The sequence below is a fragment of the Kurthia sp. Dielmo genome (assembly GCF_000307285.2).
Classification (GTDB): Bacteria; Bacillota; Bacilli; order Bacillales_A; family Planococcaceae; genus Kurthia; species Kurthia populi.
Map to the genome: position 1 here is coordinate 542,398 of NZ_HE578956.1, position 21,818 is coordinate 564,215.

At 33.6% G+C, this 21,818-nt stretch carries 26 protein-coding genes and 1 pseudogene; all 27 read left to right on the forward strand.

The window, feature by feature from the left end:
• The first annotated feature begins 6 nt into the window (after positions 1 to 6).
• The 27 genes and pseudogenes from fliI (at position 7) to KTHG_RS03135 (ending at position 21,747) form a co-directional block, all read left to right on the forward strand.
• The gene (gene fliI, locus KTHG_RS03010; protein ID WP_020189443.1) at positions 7 to 1,329 is read left to right on the forward strand and encodes a flagellar protein export ATPase FliI; all 1,323 of its coding nucleotides are present in this window, start codon (positions 7 to 9) and stop codon (positions 1,327 to 1,329) included.
• 3 nt (positions 1,330 to 1,332) lie between these two features.
• A complete protein-coding gene (fliJ, locus tag KTHG_RS03015; protein WP_020189444.1) occupies positions 1,333 to 1,782 on the forward strand; it encodes a flagellar export protein FliJ in 450 nt (149 codons plus the stop codon).
• Between the two features lie 5 nt (positions 1,783 to 1,787).
• On the forward strand, positions 1,788 to 1,937 hold the full coding sequence (locus tag KTHG_RS21745) for a hypothetical protein (RefSeq protein WP_255512337.1): 150 nt from the start codon (positions 1,788 to 1,790) through the stop codon (positions 1,935 to 1,937).
• A gap of 11 nt (positions 1,938 to 1,948) precedes the next feature.
• Positions 1,949 to 2,443, forward strand: a complete 495-nt coding sequence (locus KTHG_RS03020) for a MotE family protein (protein ID WP_020189445.1) — start codon at positions 1,949 to 1,951, stop codon at positions 2,441 to 2,443.
• A 22-nt stretch (positions 2,444 to 2,465) separates the two neighbouring features.
• Positions 2,466 to 3,833, forward strand: a complete 1,368-nt coding sequence (locus KTHG_RS03025; protein ID WP_020189446.1) for a flagellar hook-length control protein FliK — start codon at positions 2,466 to 2,468, stop codon at positions 3,831 to 3,833.
• Positions 3,834 to 3,836: 3 nt separating this feature from the next.
• The gene (locus KTHG_RS03030; protein ID WP_020189447.1) at positions 3,837 to 4,538 is read left to right on the forward strand and encodes a flagellar hook capping FlgD N-terminal domain-containing protein; all 702 of its coding nucleotides are present in this window, start codon (positions 3,837 to 3,839) and stop codon (positions 4,536 to 4,538) included.
• Positions 4,539 to 4,543: 5 nt separating this feature from the next.
• Complete coding sequence (locus tag KTHG_RS03035) at positions 4,544 to 4,912, forward strand: TIGR02530 family flagellar biosynthesis protein (protein ID WP_020189448.1); 369 nt, start codon at positions 4,544 to 4,546, stop codon at positions 4,910 to 4,912.
• 82 nt (positions 4,913 to 4,994) lie between these two features.
• A complete protein-coding gene (gene flgG / locus KTHG_RS03040; protein ID WP_020189449.1) occupies positions 4,995 to 5,786 on the forward strand; it encodes a flagellar basal body rod protein FlgG in 792 nt (263 codons plus the stop codon).
• Positions 5,787 to 5,848: 62 nt separating this feature from the next.
• A complete protein-coding gene (locus tag KTHG_RS03045) occupies positions 5,849 to 6,067 on the forward strand; it encodes a flagellar FlbD family protein (RefSeq protein WP_020189450.1) in 219 nt (72 codons plus the stop codon).
• Positions 6,060 to 6,490 (forward strand): annotated as a pseudogene (fliL, locus tag KTHG_RS03050) (flagellar basal body-associated protein FliL). The gene KTHG_RS03045 and the pseudogene fliL overlap by 8 nt, the downstream one beginning before the upstream one ends.
• A gap of 31 nt (positions 6,491 to 6,521) precedes the next feature.
• Positions 6,522 to 7,520 (forward strand): flagellar motor switch protein FliM, encoded by a 999-nt coding sequence (gene fliM, locus KTHG_RS03055; RefSeq protein WP_020189452.1) that lies wholly within the window; start codon positions 6,522 to 6,524, stop codon positions 7,518 to 7,520.
• Positions 7,513 to 8,691 (forward strand): flagellar motor switch phosphatase FliY, encoded by a 1,179-nt coding sequence (fliY, locus tag KTHG_RS03060; protein WP_044527263.1) that lies wholly within the window; start codon positions 7,513 to 7,515, stop codon positions 8,689 to 8,691. Before fliM ends, fliY begins: the two co-directional genes overlap by 8 nt.
• 20 nt (positions 8,692 to 8,711) lie before the next feature.
• Positions 8,712 to 9,074: a response regulator gene (locus tag KTHG_RS03065; RefSeq protein ID WP_020189454.1), complete on the forward strand. Its 363-nt coding sequence runs from the start codon at positions 8,712 to 8,714 to the stop codon at positions 9,072 to 9,074.
• Positions 9,075 to 9,078: 4 nt separating this feature from the next.
• A complete protein-coding gene (locus KTHG_RS03070; protein WP_044527204.1) occupies positions 9,079 to 9,747 on the forward strand; it encodes a flagellar biosynthetic protein FliO in 669 nt (222 codons plus the stop codon).
• Entirely contained in the window at positions 9,740 to 10,405 is a 666-nt protein-coding gene (gene fliP, locus KTHG_RS03075; RefSeq protein ID WP_020189456.1) for a flagellar type III secretion system pore protein FliP, read from the forward strand. Before KTHG_RS03070 ends, fliP begins: the two co-directional genes overlap by 8 nt.
• A 13-nt stretch (positions 10,406 to 10,418) precedes the next feature.
• Complete coding sequence (gene fliQ, locus KTHG_RS03080; protein WP_020189457.1) at positions 10,419 to 10,688, forward strand: flagellar biosynthesis protein FliQ; 270 nt, start codon at positions 10,419 to 10,421, stop codon at positions 10,686 to 10,688.
• Positions 10,689 to 10,692: 4 nt separating this feature from the next.
• On the forward strand, positions 10,693 to 11,469 hold the full coding sequence (gene fliR / locus KTHG_RS03085; RefSeq protein ID WP_020189458.1) for a flagellar biosynthetic protein FliR: 777 nt from the start codon (positions 10,693 to 10,695) through the stop codon (positions 11,467 to 11,469).
• Position 11,470: 1 nt separating this feature from the next.
• A complete protein-coding gene (gene flhB / locus KTHG_RS03090; protein ID WP_044527264.1) occupies positions 11,471 to 12,559 on the forward strand; it encodes a flagellar biosynthesis protein FlhB in 1,089 nt (362 codons plus the stop codon).
• Positions 12,560 to 12,575: 16 nt separating this feature from the next.
• On the forward strand, positions 12,576 to 14,609 hold the full coding sequence (flhA, locus tag KTHG_RS03095; RefSeq protein WP_020189460.1) for a flagellar biosynthesis protein FlhA: 2,034 nt from the start codon (positions 12,576 to 12,578) through the stop codon (positions 14,607 to 14,609).
• Positions 14,606 to 15,718: a flagellar biosynthesis GTPase FlhF gene (gene flhF / locus KTHG_RS03100; protein ID WP_020189461.1), complete on the forward strand. Its 1,113-nt coding sequence runs from the start codon at positions 14,606 to 14,608 to the stop codon at positions 15,716 to 15,718. The genes flhA and flhF overlap by 4 nt, the downstream gene beginning before the upstream one ends.
• A gap of 3 nt (positions 15,719 to 15,721) precedes the next feature.
• Positions 15,722 to 16,585, forward strand: a complete 864-nt coding sequence (locus KTHG_RS03105) for a MinD/ParA family protein (RefSeq protein WP_020189462.1) — start codon at positions 15,722 to 15,724, stop codon at positions 16,583 to 16,585.
• A gap of 1 nt (position 16,586) precedes the next feature.
• The gene (locus tag KTHG_RS03110; protein ID WP_020189463.1) at positions 16,587 to 17,711 is read left to right on the forward strand and encodes a protein-glutamate methylesterase/protein-glutamine glutaminase; all 1,125 of its coding nucleotides are present in this window, start codon (positions 16,587 to 16,589) and stop codon (positions 17,709 to 17,711) included.
• 15 nt (positions 17,712 to 17,726) lie between these two features.
• The gene (locus tag KTHG_RS03115) at positions 17,727 to 19,793 is read left to right on the forward strand and encodes a chemotaxis protein CheA (RefSeq protein ID WP_020189464.1); all 2,067 of its coding nucleotides are present in this window, start codon (positions 17,727 to 17,729) and stop codon (positions 19,791 to 19,793) included.
• Between the two features lie 14 nt (positions 19,794 to 19,807).
• The gene (locus tag KTHG_RS03120) at positions 19,808 to 20,260 is read left to right on the forward strand and encodes a chemotaxis protein CheW (protein ID WP_020189465.1); all 453 of its coding nucleotides are present in this window, start codon (positions 19,808 to 19,810) and stop codon (positions 20,258 to 20,260) included.
• Between the two features lie 14 nt (positions 20,261 to 20,274).
• Positions 20,275 to 20,904, forward strand: coding sequence for a chemotaxis protein CheC (locus KTHG_RS03125; protein WP_020189466.1), 630 nt, complete (start codon positions 20,275 to 20,277; stop codon positions 20,902 to 20,904).
• A gap of 1 nt (position 20,905) precedes the next feature.
• Positions 20,906 to 21,403 (forward strand): chemotaxis protein CheD, encoded by a 498-nt coding sequence (locus tag KTHG_RS03130; protein ID WP_020189467.1) that lies wholly within the window; start codon positions 20,906 to 20,908, stop codon positions 21,401 to 21,403.
• Complete coding sequence (locus tag KTHG_RS03135) at positions 21,403 to 21,747, forward strand: hypothetical protein (RefSeq protein ID WP_020189468.1); 345 nt, start codon at positions 21,403 to 21,405, stop codon at positions 21,745 to 21,747. Before KTHG_RS03130 ends, KTHG_RS03135 begins: the two co-directional genes overlap by 1 nt.
• The last annotated feature ends 71 nt before the right edge of the window (positions 21,748 to 21,818 follow it).

A 21,818-nucleotide genomic window follows, 5' to 3' on the forward strand; every position in this document is an offset into this window, starting at 1 on the left:
TTTGGAATGAAGGCTGTGGAATTATTAGAACAATTACATGCCGTACCTACATTTAAAAAATATGGTCGAGTGACAAAAGTTGTTGGATTAATGATTGAGGCGCAAGGCCCTGAAAGTTCAATAGGTGATGTATGTAAAATACATGTTTTCTCTGCGCATACAGGGCATCAAAAAATTTTAGCAGAAGTAGTGGGTTTTAGAGATGAAACGGTTGTCTTAATGCCTTTTACTTCATTGAGAGATATCTCTATTGGTTGTCTTGTTGAAAGCACAAATAAGCCACTTGAAATTAAAATTGGGCCAGAATTAATTGGGAAAATTTTAGATTCAATGGGAAATCCTTTAGATGGCTCGATATTACCTAAAGGATTAGCAGTTGTAGATACTGAAGGAGAACCACCGAACCCATTAACTAGACCACCTATAGAAGAAAAATTAGAGGTTGGTGTTAAAGCAATTGACGGTATGTTAACAGTCGGAAAAGGGCAGCGTCTTGGTATCTTTGCCGGTTCGGGTGTAGGTAAATCAACATTATTAGGAATGATTGCTAGAAATACTACTGCAGATTTAAATGTCATAGCATTAATTGGAGAACGTGGTAGAGAAGTAAGAGAGTTTATAGAACGAGATTTAGGACCCGAGGGGCTGAAACGCTCGATAATTGTTGCTGCTACTTCTGATCAACCTGCATTAATGCGTATAAAAGGTGCTTTTACAGCTACAGCTATAGCAGAATATTTCCGTAATAAGGGATTAAATGTCATGTTAATGATGGACTCGGTAACACGAGTGGCTATGGCACAACGAGAAGTAGGTCTTGCTACAGGAGAACCTCCTGCACAAAAAGGCTATACGCCTTCAGTATTCGCTATTTTACCTAAACTATTAGAGCGTACAGGAACAAATGAATATGGCTCTATTACAGCTTTTTATACAGTACTAGTAGATGGGGACGATATGAATGAACCAATTGCAGATACTGTACGTGGAATATTAGATGGTCATATTGTTTTAGACCGTGTCTTGGCTAATAAAGGGCAATATCCTGCAATAAATGTTTTGAAAAGTGTAAGTCGACTAATGAATCATATTGTTACAAACGATCATAAAATTGCCGCAGAAAAATTAAGAGAACTTTATTTCACTTATAGTAAATCCGAAGATTTGATTAATATAGGAGCTTATAAAAAAGGAACATCAAAAGAAATTGATGAAGCTATTTTTTATGAACCATTGATTACGAATTTTTTAAAACAGGGGTATCTAGACCCGGTTTCTTTAGAAGAAAGCGTTAATCAACTTATTCACTTAGCAAATCGAGGAGGATAATAGATGCCAAAGTATAAATATCGATTTGATTCCATTATTGTTGTAAAAGAACAAGAAAAGAATGAAGTTGAAATGGCTTATAAAAAAGCTGTACAAGATTTTGAAGCAGTTGCTCAAAACTTATATGATTCCTTAAAAAGAAAAGAAGATTTAATTAGCTATCAAGAGCAACAAATGAAAATAGGTATGAGCATCCAAGAAATGCATAGTAATGCACAGTTTTTACATAGCATGGAAAAAGCGATTGTTGATATTCAAAATAAGGTAATTCAAGCACGTTCTAAAATGGAATGGTTTGAAGGAAAGTTACTTGAGCAAACATTAGAGTGTAGAAAATATGAAAAAATGCGAGAGAAAGATTATGAATTATTTAAATTAGAAAAAAATCGATTAGAAATGCTTCAATTAGATGAGCTCTCGCAAATCGCTTATTACAATAAAGAAATTAGGTGATTCTAGTGGCACAACAAAAAAAACGACCTGTAAAAGATAAAAGACCACCTAAGGGCCGTGAAGGTTTGGGAGAAGAAAAAAAACACCGGGAAAATTCCAAAAAGCTTTTTTCTGGATTATTATACCGTTACTATTCGCTTCAGCAATTTTATTAATTGTTTTTGAAGTGACAGGTACAAATATTTTTGAAAAGGCAAAAGATATTGCAGGTGTTTCTCAAAATGAAGAAAGCAATGAAATTAATAATAAAAATTACGAAGAACAAATTGTGAATTTGAAAGCTCAGCAACAAGAAAAAGAAGCTGAAATTAAGAGTTTGCAAGATCAAATTGATCAACAAAAAATAACTGCGAAAAAAGAACGAATAGAAAAACGTCGTTTGAAAAAAGAAATAAAAAAATTAAAGTCAGGTTCTAAAGATGAAACAGCAAGTATTGATTCGCTTGTTGCTACATATGAACAAATGCGACCGAAATCTGCCGCGCCAGCTTTAGTTGCGCTTAAGGATGAAGAAGCTATTGCAATCATGAGTAAATTAAAAACAGAAACATTAGCCGCCATTTTAGAAAAAATGTCTCCAGATGAAGCTGCTCGATTTACTACTTTATTATCTGTAAAAAAAGTCGACAATAAAAATGTAACAAAAACTTCAACAAATTAAAAAATTGAAAGGAGGTGAATAAATGAATCTTGCAACGATGCAATTAGCAAACACAATGCAACAATCAATGAATACAGTAAATACAACAAATGCTTCTGTAAATGATCAAGGTGTATCATTTAATGAAAGACTAAATGCCGCAACTATTAATGATACAAATTCAGTAGTACCAAATCAGCAAAAAACACTTGATGATGGAAATACATCTAAAAAATTTCAAATGAATTTAGGATTAGGTGCATTGTTGGGTAATAATCAGACAAAAGTTGAAACAGTAGATATAGATATAAAAAGTTTATTGAACGCTTCGAATTTGAAAGAATTAGGAATTAATATTTCTGATACAGAGCTAATGACAAAACAGATTTCATTAAATCAATTAGCAGAAGTACTTGAGGTAGATATAGATCAGTTGAAAAAAGCATTTAGTGAACTAATTGCAGAAGAAGTAACGGGGAATAACCTTTGGGATATTTTAGCCCAACTTGATATGAGTGCATTCAAATTTATTCAAAATGTAACGACTTCATTAGAAGGAAAAGGACCACTTACAAAAGAAGAAATTTCGGATGTTGTTAAAATGTTAAAATTTGTTGAATTGGCGGCTCCAAAAACAGATTTAACATTACAACAAGAAATGCAGAGTTCACAAGTTAAAAACTGGATGACTACAATTGCTTCAAGAGTTATTGAAACTGCACAAACGCAACAAGATGTTAAAGAAATGATTAACAAGGCACTTGTGAATATAAAAGTGGCAGAAGTACAAGCACCGACTATAGGTCAAAAAGAATTGTCACCCAATATGAAGGAACAAGAAATTATTGGGGTGGTGAAACCAGTCGTTCAGCAAGAAATTTCAACAACAAAATCAGTGACGCCTGAATTGGTAGGTAACGCGATTACAAAAATCATTCCACAGACAACAACTATAACAATTTCTTTACCGCAAACAACGCCAACTTCACAATCTGAAAACTTTGTAAAACAATTTGAACAAATTATGAATCGTAGCCAATTAGCAACTAATGCTCAAGGACAACGCTTATTGATTAAACTATATCCAGAGCATTTGGGTTCAATACGTATAGAGTTTTCACAGCAAAATGGAATAATGAGTGCACGTATTTTGACATCAACAGCTACTGGTAAGCAAATGATAGAAAGTCAATTACATCAATTAAAAACAGGGCTAGTGAATCAAAATATTCAATTGGATCGAATTGATATTTCACAAGCATTATCTGAACCGTCACGTAGCGAGCAGCGCCAACAACAATTTAATCAACAATCGTCTATGAATCAGCAGAATCATAGCAATCAAAAAGAAAATAGACAAGATGATGATGGATTGACGTTTGAAGAACTATTAGCAGAATTAGAGGTGTAAGTTATGACAACAACTATTCAAAAACAATATGGTATGCCAAGTAATGGCGTTAAAGTAGTTGCAGAAGGTGAAAATACTTCTTTAGGTAAAGACGCATTTTTAAAGTTATTAGTAACACAACTACAATATCAAGATCCATCTAGTCCGATGGATAACTCACAATTTATTTCACAAATGGCGCAGTTCTCTTCTTTAGAACAAATGCAAAATGTTTCGTCATCAATTGAAGAATTAACAGCAGTCACACAGCAAACACAGATGATTCAATTTAATTCTTTTGTTGGTAAAACGGTAAAGTATCATATTACAACAACGACAACTGGAAAAGAAACTGGAGAAGTTGTAGAGTCTGCTAAAGATTCGATAACACAATCTACAGCAGGTGTTGAAAGTGGTACTGGAACAATCGTAAGTGTCAAATACGACGGCTCAACAGCAAAATTTGTATTAGATAATGGAAAAATCATTCAAGCATCTAATATATCAGAAGTATTATCTGGAAGTTCTTCAAGTAGTGCAGGTAATTCTCTTGTAGACTCAAGCATGTTAATTGGGAAAAATGTTACATTCAAAAACGAACAAGGTGAAGAGCAAACAGCGATGGTTGAATCGGTATCTAGAAAAGACAACTCAATTGTTTTCAATTTATCAGGCGGTCTTCAAACAACAGCAGATCAAATTGTAGCAATCGCTCAGAAAGCATAAATTTATTGCGATATATTCAACCACTACAACCAGCAAACACTGTTAAGCAATCACCAAATGTAGTGCCCTATAAAAAGGTACCTACACAAAACTTTCAAGATGTTTTAAATCAACATAATTCGTTGAAAATAAGTAAACATGCATCACAACGTTTGGCACAGCGAAATATAAAAATAAATGAAGTAGAATGGCAGAAAATCACAAGTAAAGTACTAGAGGCGAAAGAAAAAGGAGTTCAGGAACCGCTTGTTGTAACACCCAAAACAACAATGATTGTTAGCGCTAAAAATATGACAGTCATTACAGCAATGAGTAGAGAAGAATCTGAAAATCAATTGTTTACTAATATTGATGGAACAATTATTTTATCATAGGCAGGACCTGTAAAAGGGTGCCTTCGTATTACCGATTGACAGAGGTAATATATTTTTTAAAATCGAAGGGAGAAAATTTATTATGTTACGTTCAATGTATTCAGGTGTTAGTGGTTTACGAAATTTTCAAACGAAGTTAGATGTTATTGGTAATAACATCGCCAATGTTAATACGTATGGCTTCAAAAAAGGCCGTACGACATTTAAAGACTTAATCTCACAAACTTCTGCAGGTGCTGGCGGCGCTACAGATACAATGGGTGGTACAAACCCAAAACAAATTGGATTAGGTTCTGCAGTAGCTTCAATTGATACAATTGCAGATCAATCATCATTACAGACAACCAATCGCGTGCTTGACTTAGCTATTGAAGGAGATGGCTATTTTGAAGTTACAAAAAATGGTGAAACGATGTATACGCGTTCAGGTAATTTTTATTTAGATAGCAATGGGGCTCTAGTAACAAGTGATGGAGCTTATATTCAAGCAGCTGGTAGTGGTAATATTAATATCCCCGCCGAAGCCACTGAAGTATCTATTTCACAAGATGGAACAGTTAATGCCATTGTTGGAGGACAGTTAACTCCGTTAGGTCAAATAGGAGTTACTAAATTTATTAATCCAGGTGGTCTAACAAAAGTAGGAGCAAACTTCTTTAAACCATCTGCTAACTCAGGAGCACCAAGTGAGGAAAAAACTCCAGGTGTAGAGGGAAATGGCGTCATTCAATCAGGATTCCTTGAAATGTCAAATGTTGATATGTCAGAAGAATTTACCGAAATGATTATTGCGCAGCGTGCCTTCCAAGCAAACTCACGCATTATTACGACATCTGATGAGATTTTACAAGAATTAGTAAATTTAAAACGATAATTTTTAACCTTTTTATAAGAAGGGAGGAAGGACTAAGTTAATTTCTTAGTCCTATCCATTTTATGATTTCTTTAACAAAGTTAAATGGCAAGGCGTTCTCGCTTAATGCATTATACATAGAAACAGTCGAAGAGTTTCCAGATACGACCATTACATTAACGACTGGAAGAAAATATGTTGTATTAGAATCTGGGAACGAAGTATTAAATCGAGTTACAAAGTTTTATAAAAGTGTTCAACTCCTATCCAATCCGCATTTAAGAGGTGAAGAAGATGAATAAAAATAAAGTGCTAACAATTATGCTTATTGTGTTGGTTTCGCTAACTTTAATCGGTGTTGTAGCCACCGTAGTTATTACCCAAATTGGTGGGAAAGATACGGCAAATGCGGAGCCAGATATTGATACAGTACTAGAGTCTTCTGTTGATGTAGAAGAATTAACTACAAACTTAAAAGGCAGTAATTTTGTTAAAATTTCTTTGAAAGTACAAACGGATAGTAAGGATGCTGCAGAAGAATTAACAAAACGTGATTTTCAAATGAAAGATATTTTAATTGAAGAACTTTCAGAGTTATCAAAAGAGAATTTAGAAGGAAAAAAGGAAAAGCGGTTTTACAAAACACATTAAAAACAAAATTTAATGAATTAATGCAAGAAGGTCAAATTCAACGTGTGTATATTACATCATGTATTATTCAATAAAAAAGAAATGAATTTTTAAGGAGGTGGGCAAATGGCCGGAGATGTGTTATCACAATCCGAAATTGATGCATTGTTATCAGCGTTATCAACAGGTGAAATGTCAGCGGAAGATATGAAAAAAGAAGAAGAAACGAAAAAAGTAAAAGTATATGACTTTAAACGAGCATTACGATTTTCTAAAGATCAAATCCGTAGCTTAACGCGAATTCATGAAAACTTTGCACGCCTATTAACAACATATTTTTCTGCCCAGCTGCGCAGCTATGTTCAAATCACCGTAGCCTCGGTGGATCAGATACCATTTGAAGAATTTATTCGTTCCATACCTAATATTACATTAATCAATGTATTTGATGTGCCACCTTTAGATGGCAATATTCTAATGGAAATTAATCCAAATATTGCTTATTCAATGTTGGATCGTTTGATGGGTGGAGCAGGAACAAGTCATAGTAATGTAGATAATTTGACGGAAATCGAACAAAAAATAATGACAAATCTCTTTGAGAGATCATTTGATAATTTACGTGAAGCATGGGCAAATATTGCTGATATTGACCCGATTTTAACAGAGTTAGAAGTGAATCCTCAATTTTTACAAATGATATCACCAAATGAAACGGTAGTCGTTATTTCGTTCAATTCTATCATTGGTGAAACTAGTGGAATGATAAATATTTGCATTCCACATGTTGTATTAGAACCAATTGTTCCAAATTTATCTGTCCGATATTGGATGCAATCGAATACTAGGGAAAATTCACCAGAACAAAAAGCTCGAATTGAGCAAAATATTCGTCGATCTGAGGTGGATGTTACAGCTGAATTAGGTTCTACAAACATTAGTATTGAAGATTTCTTATTTTTACAACAGGGTGATGTTATTCAGTTAGATCAAAACATTACCAATCCATTAACAATTAAAGTAGACAATATTCCAAAATTTACTGCTCAGCCAGGTAAAGTGAAGAAAAAAATGGCTGTTCAAGTAATTGAGTCTTTGAGAGGAGGAGACGATGATGATGAGTGATGATATGTTATCACAAGAAGAAATTGAGGCACTACTTCGTGGTGAATCAATTGATAAAGGTGATGATAAAAATGATGATGCGTCTGCTCAAAAAGAACAGTATAATGTAGGAGACTATTTAGATGAAATGTCTCAGGACGCCTTAGGAGAGATAGGTAATATTTCATTTGGCAGTTCTGCAACTGCACTATCTTCTTTACTGGGTCAAAAAGTTGATATTACCACACCAACTATTTCAATGATTAATCGTGACAAACTGGAGGAGGAATTTCCCCATCCGTATGTTGCTATTCAAGTAGAATATACGATCGGTTTAACAGGAATGAATTTACTTGTAATCAAACAATCCGATGCGGCTATTATTGCAGATTTGATGCTAGGTGGAGATGGATTGAATCCATCAGAGGAATTAGGTGAAATACATTTAAGTGCTGTTCAAGAAGCAATGAATCAGATGATGGGCTCTGCAGCTACTTCGATGTCTACAATATTTAATAAAAAAGTAGATATTTCTCCTCCATCAATTGATCTAATGAATATTCGTGAAGATGAAGGTTCTGAAAATATTCCAGAAGAGGATTTGCTGGTACGTGTATCTTTCCGTTTACGTATAGGTGAATTAATTGATTCGAATATTATGCAGTTATTACCCTTGGAATTTAGTCAATCCTTAGTTCACCAACTATTGAATCCAGAACCAGTAGAAGAAATTTCAATAGAGAAAGAAAGTGTTTCTGAACCAGTGACTTCACAAGAACAACCAATGCAACAGCCTATGATGCAACAGCAGGAAGCAATTACAATGCAACAGCCGATGTATGCACAACCTCAACAATATCAACAACAACCAATGAATGTTCAACAGGCACAATTTACAGAATTTACACAACCATCATTAAAACAAACAGAAGCGCGTAATTTAAATATGCTTCTAGATATACCTTTGCAGGTAACAGTTGAATTAGGTCGTACAAAACGTTCAGTAAAAGACGTATTAGAATTAGTAAGCGGTTCAATTATTGAATTAGATAAATTAGCTGGTGAACCGGTTGATATTTTAGTAAATAGTCGTTTAATAGCAAAAGGTGAAGTAGTTGTTATTGATGAGAATTTTGGTGTGCGAATTACAGATATCTTAAGTAAGGCAGATAGACTAAATAACTTACGATAATCGTTTGGAGGAATCTAATTATGGCAAAGAAAATTTTAATCGTAGATGATGCAGCATTTATGCGTATGATGATTAAGGATATTTTAACAAAAAATGGATTTGAAGTAGTAGGAGAAGCAGCAGATGGTGCTCAAGCTGTTGAAAAATATAATGAATTGCAACCAGATTTAGTGACAATGGATATTACAATGCCAGAAATGGATGGTATTGCAGCTTTGAAAGAAATTAAAAAGACAAGTCCGAACGCAACAATTATTATGTGTTCTGCAATGGGACAACAAGCAATGGTAATTGATGCTATTCAAGCAGGAGCTAAAGACTTCATCGTAAAACCATTCCAAGCAGATCGAGTTATTGAAGCTATTCAAAAAGCTTTGGGGTAAGGTGATGTTTAGAAAAGTATGCTTTATATTGCTTTTCTTTGTATTGTGTAATGTTTTGCCATTTGCTGAAACGGTACCTTTTTCTGAAGTGGGTTATGCATCATCTAATATTATGGTAGATGACTGTATAGGAAACAAGAAAGATGAAGCCTGCAAAGAGGATACAAAGGCAGCTGTCGATAATGATAAAGAATCGACAGCTGTTGGTGTGTCTGCTGGAGAATACATTAAGATGATTTTTGCTTTAATTTTTGTTATTGGATTACTGTATTTTGTATTACGGGTTTTAAATAAACGTAATACAAAATATCAACATACTAAAATGATGCAAAATTTAGGCGGGATCTCTGTAGGATCACAAAAATCCGTACAACTAGTTAAAGTAGGAAATTCCCTTTATCTAGTTGGTGTAGGCGAAGATGTAAATATGCTAAAAGAAATTACAGATGAGCAAGAACGTAATTCACTTATTGCTCTATACAATGAAAAGCAAATTCAACCAATTCAAGGAACACCTTTTTTAAAATTATTAAAAAAGAAAAAAACGGTAGAAATGGATGGTAAGGATGATTTTAAAACGGAATTTGTAAGCCGTTTAGATCAAATTAAACAACAACGTAATGAAGAATTACAAGTGTTGAAACAGAAGGAGAGCAGCCTGAAAGATGAGTGATTTTATAAATTATTTTTCTGATAGTAGTGCTGCCAATGTTTCGACTTCTGTGAAGCTAATGCTATTGTTGACAGTACTCTCTATTGCACCAAGTATTTTGATTTTGATGACTTGTTTTACTCGAGTCGTCATTGTTTTGTCGTTTGTAAGAACAGCTCTTGCAACGAATACAATGCCGCCTAATCAGGTAATTATAGGCTTAGCAATGTTCTTAACATTTTTTATTATGTCACCAACTCTACAAGAAGTGAATAAAGGCGCTTTACAACCATTGTTTAATGAAGAAATAACTTTAGATGAGGCATATGATAATGCAGCTACACCTTTTAAAGAGTTTATGGCTAAACATACACGCCAAAATGACTTAGATTTATTTCTAAGTTATAGAAATCAAGAAATGCCTGAAAAAGTAGAGGATATACCATTAACGACATTAGTACCGGCATACACCATAAGTGAATTAAAAACAGCATTTCAAATGGGATTTATGATTTTTATACCATTTTTAGTCATTGATATGATTGTAGCTAGTGTTTTAATGTCTATGGGGATGATGATGCTACCGCCAGTAATGATTTCGCTACCTTTTAAAATTTTATTATTTGTATTAGTAGATGGCTGGTCACTCGTGATGAAGTCACTATTACAAAGCTTTTAGGGGATGAATAAAAATGTCACAAGAACTAGTTATATCAATTGCCGAACGTGCAATTACTGTTGTGATTATGGCTTCAGGGCCCCTTTTACTTGTAGCGTTAGTAGTTGGTTTACTTGTGAGTATCTTTCAAGCAACGACTCAAATTCAAGAGCAAACATTATCTTTTGTTCCAAAAATTATCGCTGTATTATTAGCCATCGTATTTTTTGGCCCTTGGATGCTAACAAAGGTTGTTACATACACAAAAGATATTTTTGAAAACTTAACAAGGTATATAGGGTGAGAGAATGGAAATATTGGTAGCAAAAATTCCATTAATCATATTGATTCTTGTCCGATTAAGTGCTTTTTTAGCAACAGTGCCTTTTTTTTCATATCGAACAATTCCAAATCAAGTAAAGATTGGATTAGCAGTTTTATTTTCAGTAATTATTGCACTTCCTATGGATGCTGAAATGATTGAAGTTGATGGTAATTATGCTTTATTGATTGTTAAAGAAGCACTTGTGGGACTAACATTAGGTTTGTTAGCGTATATTGTAATGTCAGCAGTGCAAATAGCTGGAGGTTTTATTGACTTCCAAATAGGATTTGCTATTGCCAATGTTATTGATCCACAAACGGGAACACAAAGTCCTTTAACTGGACAATTTTTTAATGTTATAGCTTTATTATTATTATTGAGTGCTAATGGCCATCATCTTTTATTAGATGCAATTTATTATAGTTATGAATTTGTACCTGTTGCACAGACATGGCCGAAACTTGCAACAGAAAATACAGTTATGTTTGTAATACAAATGTTCACTGGAATGTTTATTATTGCGTTTCAATTAGCTATTCCTATTGTAGCTACTGTATTTTTGACTGATTTAGCCCTAGGAATTGTTGCAAAAACTGTGCCACAACTTAATATTTTTGTAATCGGTTTTCCAGTGAAGATTTTTGTGGCGTTTGTCACAATGGTTGTTATGTTTACAGTAATGTCTGAGGTGATGCAGCAGTTATTTAAATTTATGTTTGTCTCGATGCGGCAATACATGGAGTTGATAGGTATTGGCTAAAATGAATATGTTAGTTCAATTAAATATACAGTTTTTTGCAGGTGAGAAAACTGAAAAAGCAACACCAAAAAAACGTCAAGACTCTAGAAAAAAAGGGCAGGTATTAAAAAGTCAAGATGTAACAAGCGCAATAGTACTATTAGCGATATTTTTATATTTAACTTTTGTGGCAGGATCTATGAAAGAAGAAATGATGTCTTTTTTCAGAGAAATTATTGTACATAATATGACTGTTAAAACGATTACTATTTCTTCCATTATGGAAATGTATTGGGATATACTAAAAGAATTAGCTATGATTGTAGTGCCAATTTTTATAGTTGCAGTTGTTGCAGCAATTGCGGCTAATTTTATGCAGTTCGGATTACTATTTACAACTGAAACGTTAAAATTTGATTTAAAAAAAATTGACCCGATAAAGGGGTTAAAACGAATTGTTTCGCTCAAAGCAATTGTTGAGTTATTAAAATCAATTTTGAAAATATCTTTTATAGGTACCACAACATTTTTAGTATTATATATTAACATTGAGGAAGTTTTAAGCTTAGCACATAAAACCCCAGGAGCAGCCTTGATAACAGTTTCAAAACTTGTGGCATACATGGGTATAGCAGCTTCTATTGTATTGATGGTTATTGCGATTTTAGATTACATGTATCAAAAATATGATTATGAAAAAAACCTTCGAATGTCTAAACAAGATATTAAAGATGAATACAAAAATGTTGAAGGTGACCCTTTAATCAAATCAAAAATTAAACAAAGGCAAAGAGAAATGTCAATGCGTAGAATGATGCAGGAAGTACCTCAAGCAGATGTAGTCATTACAAATCCAACTCATTATGCAATTGCTTTAAAATACGATGAGGATGCTATGGATGCACCCAAAGTCGTTGCTAAAGGAACAGATTTTGTTGCACAAAAGATAAAATTAATTGCAAAAGAAAATAAGGTTGTCATGGTAGAAAATCGGCCCCTTGCCAGAGCTATGTATGACCAAGTTAAAATTAATGACCGTATACCAGAAGAATTTTTTAAAGCAGTTGCAGAAGTACTTGCGTATGTATATCGCATTAAACGTAAGATTTAGTTAGGGAGGGACAAACATGAAATTTCGCGACATAGGTGTTTTAGCAGCCGTTATTATGATTGTAGCGATGCTGATTATCCCTCTGCCAACATGGCTATTAAGCTTTTTAATTATCATGAATATTGCATTGGCAATTCTTGTTTTATTAATTGCTATGAATATGAAAGAAGCACTTGAGTTTTCTATTTTTCCCACAATTCTTTTGCTTTTAACATTATTTAGATTAGGCTTAAATGTTTCAACTACACGAGCTATTTTAAGTGGTGGTGAAGCAGGGAATGTTGTAGAAACATTTGGTACATTTGTTGTTGGCGGAAATCTTGTAGTAGGATTAGTAGTATTTATTATTTTAGTAATTATAAACTTCCTTGTTATTACAAAAGGTTCTGAACGTGTATCTGAAGTTGCTGCTCGATTCACATTAGATGCAATGCCAGGTAAACAAATGGCTATTGATGCAGACTTAAATGCAGGTTTGATTTCTGAAACGCAAGCGCGCGAACGTCGTGAGAAAGTTTCAGGAGAAGCCGATTTTTATGGAGCAATGGATGGGGCAACGAAATTTGTTAAAGGTGATGCAATAGCTGGTATCATTATTGTTATTATTAATATTTTGTTCGGTATTGTTATTGGTGTTGTGCAAATGGAAATGGAATTTGCAGACGCTATTAGTCGATTTACTACATTGACAGTCGGGGATGGATTAGTTTCACAAATTCCTGCATTAATTATTTCTACAGCTACAGGTATTGTCGTGACACGTGCTGGATCAGATGGTAATTTTAGTACGGATATTATGCGTCAATTATTTGGAGATGCAAAAGTATTATATGTAGCAGCTGGTACAATCTTTTTATTAGGATTACTAACACCTGTTAGTGATTTTGTGACAATTCCTGTGGCAGCAATTATTGCATTACTAGCATATCAACAAAAACGTTCTACAACAGAAACTGTTGAAGAACAAGAAGAAATCGAAGAAGAGGTTGTTACAGATAATCTGAAGAGTCCAGAAAATGTTGTGAATTTATTAAATGTTGATCCGATTGAATTTGAATTTGGATATGGATTAATTCCTCTAGTTGATGCAGCTCAAGGTGGAGATTTACTTGACCGAGTAGTTATGATTCGTCGTCAATTAGCTTTAGAATTAGGTATTGTTATACCGGTAGTACGTATTAGAGACAATATTCAACTGCAACCTAATGAATATCGTATCAAAATTAAAGGGAATGAAATGGCTAATGGAGAGCTCTTGTTAGATCATTATTTGGCGATGAGTCCTGGTGAGGAGAATTCAATTGATGGTATTGATACTGTTGAGCCGTCATTTGGCCTTCCTGCAAAATGGATTACTGAATTAGTGAAAGAAGAAGCTGAAATGCTGGGATACACTGTTGTGGATCCACCAAGTGTAGTTTCTACGCATTTAACAGAAATTATTCGCGCAAATGCATCAGAGTTATTGGGACGTCAAGAGACAAAACAATTGATTGACCACTTACACGAAACATCCCCTATTCTTGTAGAAGAATTAACACCTACACCAATGGCGATAGGTGAAATACAAAAAGTATTAGCTAATTTACTAAGAGAAAACGTATCTGTACGTAATTTACCAATTATTTTTGAAACATTAGCTGATTATTCAAAACTAACATCAGATGTAGATGTGCTAACAGAATATGTTCGACAAGGCCTAGCTCGTCAAATTACTACTCAATATGTTGGTAATCAACCTGAATTAAAAGTGTTAACGGTATCTGCTAAAGTAGAAAAAATAGTAGCAGATAGTATTCAGCAAACAGAGCATGGTAATTATTTAGCAATAGATCCACAAATGTCTCAAATGATTTTAGAAGCCATTTCTAAAGAAGTGGAACGCATAGCATTTTTTGAACAATCACCTGTAATTTTATGTTCACCTGCTGTGCGCATGTATGTACGACAATTAACAGAACGCTACTTCCCACAAATTCCAATTCTTTCGTATAATGAGCTAGAAGCATCAATTGAAATTCAAAGTGTTGGAGTGGTGAATGTAGAATGAAGATGAAAAAATATACAGCTTCTACAATGGCAGAAGCAATGAAAAAAGTACAAAAAGATTTTGGTGATGAAGCGATTATTATTAGTTCAAAGCCTATATATTCAAAAGGGTTTCTAGGTTTGTTTAAAAAGAAATACTTTGAAGTTGTCATTGGAATCGAACGTACGACAATGTCATCTATAGAAAATATAGAATTAAAATCAAATGATGTAATAGAAAAAAATTCTATTACTCTACAACCAACGCATGTTGAAGAAATTAGACATGAGTTAGTGACATTAAAAGATTTAATAAAGAAACAGCAAACAGCAACTACAAAGTATCCGGTTATTTTCACATCTATTATTGAGCAAATGGAACATCAAGAATTAGACAAAAAGCTCATCACATCAATTAGTGATGAGCTTTTTGACATGTATAAAAATAGTCGTGAAGAGTTAACAACACAACAATTAATACGATTTGCTAAAATGGCATTACGTCAAGAGCTAGATCAGTTTTCAATAGGAAATCAATCTTTTGATAAACGATTTATTAATGTGGTTGGTCCTACAGGTGTTGGAAAAACAACAACTATTGCTAAAATGGCTGCTCGTGCAGTATTGGAAAAACGTAAGAAGATTGGATTTATTACGGCGGATACATATCGAATTGGAGCGATTGAGCAATTGAAAACATATGCTAATTTGCTACAAGCACCTGTAGAAGTTGTCTACTCACATGAGGATTATGTAAAAGCAATTGATAATTTAAAACATTGTGATTTGATTTTTATTGATACTGCAGGACGAAATTACAACGAAAGTAAATATATTAATGATTTAGTTGAATTAATCGATATTAATAAAGAAACTGAAAATTATTTAGTTTTAGCACTTACAGCAAAACAGCGTGATCTAGAAGTGATTATCGAGCAATTTGAAAGACTTCCAATTACAAAGTTAATTTTTACAAAGCTAGATGAAACAAATTCTATTGGCCCTATAGTCAATTTAATGATTAAATATAATAAAGGACTTGCTTACTATACTAATGGACAAGAAGTACCAGAAGATATTGTGGAAGCAACTCTTGATAAAATAGTTGAATTAATTTTCCAAGGAGAATAGTCAATGGGAAATCAAGCAGAAAAATTGCGATTAAAAATGGAAAATAAACATATTTCCACATCTATAGGGGTAATAAGTGGTAAAGGAGGCGTCGGAAAAAGTAACTTTTCTACTAATTTTTCATTCAATTTAGCAAAAAAAGGATATGAGATAGTTATAGTGGATATGGATATCGGGATGGGGAATATTCATATATTATTAGGAGAAAAGTCTAGATATTCTTTAATCGATTATTTAAGTGGAGAATATATTTTAGAAGATGTAATAGAATCTTTTTTAAGTAATATTGACTATTTAAGCGGTGGCTCTGCAATGGCGAACGTAATTGAATGGAATGATTCAATGTTTGATCGTTTACTATCTGCTTTTGAACTACTTCAACAGCGCTATGACTATATTATTTTTGACATGGGTGCGGGAGCTACAGAATGGTCATTGCAATTACTTGAGGCTTTAGACGATATAATCGTTATTTCTACTACAGAACCAACAGCAGTTATGGATGCATATTCAATGATGAAATATGTGAACACAAGAAACCCACTTAAAAATATGCATATTGTGTGTAATCGAGCATTGACAACAGACGAAGCAAATCAAACACTACATCGTTTAAAAAGTACAGCACAGCAGTTTTTAAACAAAAATTTAAATATTTTGGGTTCTATTCCAGAAGATATTCATGTAAGGAAAGCTGTACAGCAACAAAAATTGTTTTCAATTTTATATGAACGTGCTCCTGCTACAAAAGCAGTTCAAAAAATTACTACTACTTACACATCAGGTCAATCAAAAAATTTGAATGAACTAGACACAAATCGTTTTATAAATGCATTAAAAAGTATTTTTAATAAAGGGCGTGAATAACATGACAGTAATAAAAAAATTATTAATTGTTGATGATTCAGCATTTATGAGAAAACTGATTGGAGATTTTTTTGTAGATGTTCCAAATATTGAAGTAATAGGTACTGCACGAAATGGACAAGATGCACTTGGAAAAATTAAAGCTTTAAAACCAGATGTTGTGACGTTGGATGTTGAAATGCCTCAATTAAATGGATTAGAGGCTTTGAAACTAATCATGGTAGATTGTCCAACTCCCGTAGTCATGCTTTCTAGTATGACTAAAGCTGGCGCAGAAATTACTGTAGAAGCAATGGCGAATGGAGCAGTAGATTTTATTGCTAAACCGAGTGGAACAATTTCTTTAGATCTACATAAGATTAAGGATGAACTTGTTCATAAAGTCATTCAAGCAACGAATGTGTCGGTGACAAAATTACGTAAGCCAGCAACTCTTTCTAAAGCAGCAAATACATTTTTTAATAAAGATATTTCTACTAAAGAAATAACTACTCCATCTAAACCACTTGAACGTTCAGTGATTAATACGAATAATTGGAATTTACATGGAAAGAAAAAATTGGTATTAATAGGAACATCTACTGGTGGTCCAAGAGCTTTACAGGAAGTCATTACTAAAATACCGCAAAACATTATGGCGCCAATTTTAATCGTTCAACACATGCCAGCAGGGTTCACTAAATCTTTAGCAACACGGTTAGATAATTTGTCTGAGATAACTGTTAAAGAAGCAGAAAATGGAGATATTTTACAATCTGGAGTAGCATATATTGCTCCTGGTGGATATCATATGAAATTACAAAAAGTTGGAATGTCAGTTGGAATTAAATTAGATAATATAGAAGCTCCTAGAGGAGGTCACAGGCCAGCTGTTGATGTTATGTATGAAAGTGCTAGTAAGTTAGAAGAATATGATAAATTAGCTGTTATTATGACAGGTATGGGTTCAGATGGAACTAAGGGGCTTAAAATTTTAAAAACCACAGGAAATGTTAAAGCTATTTCAGAATCTGCTAATACATGTGTTGTATATGGTATGCCTAAATCGGCATTTGAAACCGGGTTAGTCGATAATGTTGAAGATGTTGATGATATTGCACAAACAATTATGAAATATATTCCATAAGAGGAGGCTTAAAATATGGATACAAACCAATACTTAGAAGTATTCATTGATGAAAGTACGGAACATTTACAATCATGTAACGAAAATTTATTAGCACTGAAGCAAAATCCACATGATTTATCAATTGTAAACGAGATTTTTCGTAATGCACATACATTAAAAGGCATGTCTGCAACAATGGGATTTGAAGATTTGGCGGATTTGACGCATAAAATGGAGAATGTTTTAGATGGGATTCGTAATGAAAAAATCGAAGTTTCACCTGAGATTTTAGATGTTGTTTTTGAGTCTATTGATCACCTTGAAGCCATGATTGGAGATATTTCTGAGGGTGGAGATGGAAAAAGAAATGTTAGCGAGACTGTTGAAAAATTAAAGCGTATTGAAAATGGAGAACTAATTGATGGTTCAAATGCCAAAGCTGTTGTAGAGGATAGCAGTGAAGATAGATTGGTTTCAGTAACAGCACTTACTTATGATGATTTTGAACGTACAATTATTGAACAATCTAATGAACAAGGTTTTGGCACATATGAAATCGCAATTACTCTACGCGATGATTGCTTACTAAAAGCAGCACGAGTATTTATGGTATTTGAAGTTCTTGAAAAATGCGGAGATGTAATTAAATCTGTCCCTGCAGTAGAACAATTAGAAGCAGAACAGTTTGATACAGATTTTTCAATTGCTTTTGTTACAAAAGAAGCTATTGAGACTGTAGAAGAAGCTATTAAAAAAGTGTCAGAAGTAAAAGAAGTAGTTGTTAAAAAAATGTTCTTTGATTTAGTAGAGGAAAATGCTTTAGAACCTGTTGTTGCTTCTTCAACAGCCAAAAGTATTGATGTGGAAGTGATTTCCCAAGAAGCAACAAAAATCGTAACCAACTCAACTGCTAAGCAATCTGAAAAGCCAGTTAAATCTTCTCATGCCACAAGTAAAACAATTCGAGTAAATATTGAAAGACTGGATATACTGATGAATTTATTCGAAGAATTAGTAATTGACCGAGGACGTTTACAATCAATTGCAGCAGAGCTTAATCATAATGAATTAAATGAATCAGTTGAACGCATGTCGCGCGTTTCGAGCGACTTACAAAATATTATTTTGAATATGCGTATGGTACCAGTAGAAACGGTCTTTAATCGCTTTCCTAAAATGGTTAGACAATTATCACGTGATTTAAATAAAAAAATCAAATTAGATATTATTGGTGCAGAAACTGAATTAGATCGAACAGTTATTGATGAAATCGGAGATCCTCTTGTTCATTTAATTCGAAACTCACTTGATCATGGTATTGAAAGTCCAGAGGTTCGAGTAGCAGCTGGAAAACCTGAAGAAGGACGTGTTGAACTACGTGCTTATCATAGTGGGAATCATGTGTTTATTGAAATTGAAGATGATGGTGCCGGTATCAATAAAGAACGTGTTTTAAGTAAAGCATTAGAAAAAGGCGTCGTTACCTCAGAGTTAGCATCAAAACTAACAGATACTCAAATTAATGAATTAATCTTAGCTTCAGGATTCTCAACAGCTGAAGTATTATCGGATATTTCTGGTAGAGGTGTTGGCCTTGATGTTGTAAAATCAACAATTGAATCATTGGGAGGAACCATTACAATTGAATCGGAAGAAGGAAAAGGTTCGTTATTTTCTGTTCAATTACCGCTGACTTTATCAATCATCTCGGTTATGTTAATTGAAATTGAACAAGAAATTTATGCAATTCCTTTAACGTCAATTATTGAAACGTCAATTATTCGTAAGGCAGATATAATGAATGCTCATAATCAGAAAGTGATTGATTTCCGTGGGAAAGTAGTACCACTTGTATTTTTAGAAGAAATTTTTGAAGTTCCACGCACTGATGATCCAGGAGATGATTTCCACTCTGTTGTTATTGTACGAAAAGGGGACAAAATGGCAGGATTAGTTGTTGGTTCATTTATTGGTCAACAAGAGATTGTTCTTAAGTCTCTAGGAAATTATTTGACAAATGTTTTTGCGATTTCAGGAGCAACAATTTTAGGGAATGGTCAAGTAGCACTAATTATTGATTGTAATTCACTTATTAAATAAGAGAGGTGTTAGAAATGACAGAAAATGTAGCAATGGACGTCGAAGTAATGAAAGTAATTGTTTTTCAATTAGGAGACAAGGAATATGCATTACCTGTTGAACAAGTTCAAGGAATTGAAAAAATGATGCATATTACGCGTGTACCACGTACAGCGCATTATGTAAAAGGCGTCATTAATTTACGTGGAGTTGTAACACCAATTATTGATTTACGTGATCGTTTTGGTGTTACAACAACTGTGAGCAGCGAAAATACGCGTATTATTATAATTTCTGAAGAAGATATGGAAGTTGGATTTATTGTAGATGCAGCGAACGATGTAATGGATATTCAAAAAGAGACAATTGAACCACAGCCAGAAGTCGTTGGTTCATTAGAAGAAGAATTTATTTCAGGTGTCGCAAACATAGGAAATCGTCTATTGATTCTATTAAACTTAGAAAAAGTACTAAGTACGTTAAAATAAGAGAGGATTTTTAGATGGATATTCAACAAAATATTACCTCTTTTCATTTAGATGTCCTGAAAGAAATTGGGAATATCGGAGCTGCACACGCGGCAACAGCTTTATCTACATTACTTAATACGAAGATAGATATGCATGTACCTCAAGTAGAAATGGTATCATTCAACGATATGATGGAACGTGTAGGCGGAGCAGAAACTTTTGTTACCGGAATTTATTTGAGAATCGAGGGGGATGTAGCTGGAGGAATGTTTTTTATCATGCCAGTAGAACAAGCGAACCAATTAATTCGAAAATTAATCCATGAAAAATCTTTTGATTTTGCGCAATCACCTTCAGAATTAGGACTCTCAGCTATGCAAGAAATGGGAAATATTTTATCGGGTTCGTATTTATCTGCACTTTCGGACTTTACAAAGCTAAAATTATATCCAACTCCTCCTGCGTTAGCGAGCGATATGTTTGGTGCAATTATTAGTATCGGATTAATAGAAGTATCTCAAATTAGTGATTATGTAATTGTAATAGATACATCAATTATTGAACATGAAGAAAATGCTAAAGAAGAAGTCAGCGGTCACTTTTTCTTGATTCCAGACCCAAATTCATTTTCTACAATTTTTACATCATTAGGTGTTGGATAATATGTTTACAAGTCTAGATGTTGTTAAAGTAGGGATTGCACAATTAGATGTAGCAACGCAAAAGCAGACGATTCGAACATCAGGATTAGGTTCTTGTGTAGGTGTTGTTATATATGATGAGGTAAAGCAAGTAGCAGGTCTTGTCCATGTTATGTTGCCAGATTCATCTTTGAGTAGAAGTGGTCAGCTGACCGTTGCGAAATTTGCTGACACAGGTGTTCCCGCTTTAATTGATGCAATGAAATTGAAGGGCGCTACTGCAGTTAAGTTGAAAGCTAAAATTGCTGGTGGCGCGCAAATGTTTAAATTCACATCAAATCAAGATTCTATGCGTATAGGACCACGTAATGTAGAAGCCGTAAAAAATCAACTACGAAAATTTGGTATTCCAATTGTTTCTGAGGATACTGGGGGTAATAGTGGTCGTACGATTGAATTTAATCCTCAAACCTCAAAATTACAAATACGTACTGTAAATCAAGGAGTGAAAGATATTTAATGGCAGGCTCATTTTATATTAATTGTTGGGCAGCACTTGGATCTTTTGCCATTTACTTTTTATTAATATTTCAAACAGCTCGCACACCAGGTGAGATTCTTATTCAATCTTTCACTGTAGCATTTGTTGTATTTATTACAACGTTCGTTGTTCGATTCTTAATAGGTTATGCTTTCTATAATCCAAAATCAGAAGAAATTTTAATAGAAGAACAAGTAGCTGAACAACAAGAACAAAATCAAGTAACAAACCAGTCAATAACTATAGAGAAAAATGATATAGAAGAAACACAGGCAAAAGAAGTAGCAAAAGTAGTGAAAACGTTAATGGCCCAAGAAAGCTAAAAAAGAAGGATTATCCCTATTTCTAATCACCTTAAGAATCTGAAAATTGTAAAGGGAAATTTTATTAGAAG

Excerpts from the sequence above, each read along its gene's own strand:
- fliI (WP_020189443.1), top strand. The coding sequence starts at position 7 with ATGAAGGCTGTGGAATTATTAGAACAATTACATGCCGTACCTACATTT.
- fliJ (WP_020189444.1), top strand. The coding sequence starts at position 1,333 with ATGCCAAAGTATAAATATCGATTTGATTCCATTATTGTTGTAAAAGAA.
- KTHG_RS03025 (WP_020189446.1), top strand. The coding sequence starts at position 2,466 with ATGAATCTTGCAACGATGCAATTAGCAAACACAATGCAACAATCAATG.
- KTHG_RS03030 (WP_020189447.1), top strand. The coding sequence starts at position 3,837 with ATGACAACAACTATTCAAAAACAATATGGTATGCCAAGTAATGGCGTT.
- flgG (WP_020189449.1), top strand. The coding sequence starts at position 4,995 with ATGTTACGTTCAATGTATTCAGGTGTTAGTGGTTTACGAAATTTTCAA.
- KTHG_RS03045 (WP_020189450.1), top strand. The coding sequence starts at position 5,849 with ATGATTTCTTTAACAAAGTTAAATGGCAAGGCGTTCTCGCTTAATGCA.
- fliM (WP_020189452.1), top strand. The coding sequence starts at position 6,522 with ATGGCCGGAGATGTGTTATCACAATCCGAAATTGATGCATTGTTATCA.
- fliY (WP_044527263.1), top strand. The coding sequence starts at position 7,513 with ATGAGTGATGATATGTTATCACAAGAAGAAATTGAGGCACTACTTCGT.
- KTHG_RS03065 (WP_020189454.1), top strand. The coding sequence starts at position 8,712 with ATGGCAAAGAAAATTTTAATCGTAGATGATGCAGCATTTATGCGTATG.
- KTHG_RS03070 (WP_044527204.1), top strand. The coding sequence starts at position 9,079 with ATGTTTAGAAAAGTATGCTTTATATTGCTTTTCTTTGTATTGTGTAAT.
- fliP (WP_020189456.1), top strand. The coding sequence starts at position 9,740 with ATGAGTGATTTTATAAATTATTTTTCTGATAGTAGTGCTGCCAATGTT.
- fliQ (WP_020189457.1), top strand. The coding sequence starts at position 10,419 with ATGTCACAAGAACTAGTTATATCAATTGCCGAACGTGCAATTACTGTT.
- fliR (WP_020189458.1), top strand. The coding sequence starts at position 10,693 with ATGGAAATATTGGTAGCAAAAATTCCATTAATCATATTGATTCTTGTC.
- flhB (WP_044527264.1), top strand. The coding sequence starts at position 11,471 with ATGAATATGTTAGTTCAATTAAATATACAGTTTTTTGCAGGTGAGAAA.
- flhA (WP_020189460.1), top strand. The coding sequence starts at position 12,576 with ATGAAATTTCGCGACATAGGTGTTTTAGCAGCCGTTATTATGATTGTA.
- flhF (WP_020189461.1), top strand. The coding sequence starts at position 14,606 with ATGAAGATGAAAAAATATACAGCTTCTACAATGGCAGAAGCAATGAAA.
- KTHG_RS03105 (WP_020189462.1), top strand. The coding sequence starts at position 15,722 with ATGGGAAATCAAGCAGAAAAATTGCGATTAAAAATGGAAAATAAACAT.
- KTHG_RS03110 (WP_020189463.1), top strand. The coding sequence starts at position 16,587 with ATGACAGTAATAAAAAAATTATTAATTGTTGATGATTCAGCATTTATG.
- KTHG_RS03115 (WP_020189464.1), top strand. The coding sequence starts at position 17,727 with ATGGATACAAACCAATACTTAGAAGTATTCATTGATGAAAGTACGGAA.
- KTHG_RS03120 (WP_020189465.1), top strand. The coding sequence starts at position 19,808 with ATGACAGAAAATGTAGCAATGGACGTCGAAGTAATGAAAGTAATTGTT.
- KTHG_RS03125 (WP_020189466.1), top strand. The coding sequence starts at position 20,275 with ATGGATATTCAACAAAATATTACCTCTTTTCATTTAGATGTCCTGAAA.
- KTHG_RS03130 (WP_020189467.1), top strand. The coding sequence starts at position 20,906 with ATGTTTACAAGTCTAGATGTTGTTAAAGTAGGGATTGCACAATTAGAT.
- KTHG_RS03135 (WP_020189468.1), top strand. The coding sequence starts at position 21,403 with ATGGCAGGCTCATTTTATATTAATTGTTGGGCAGCACTTGGATCTTTT.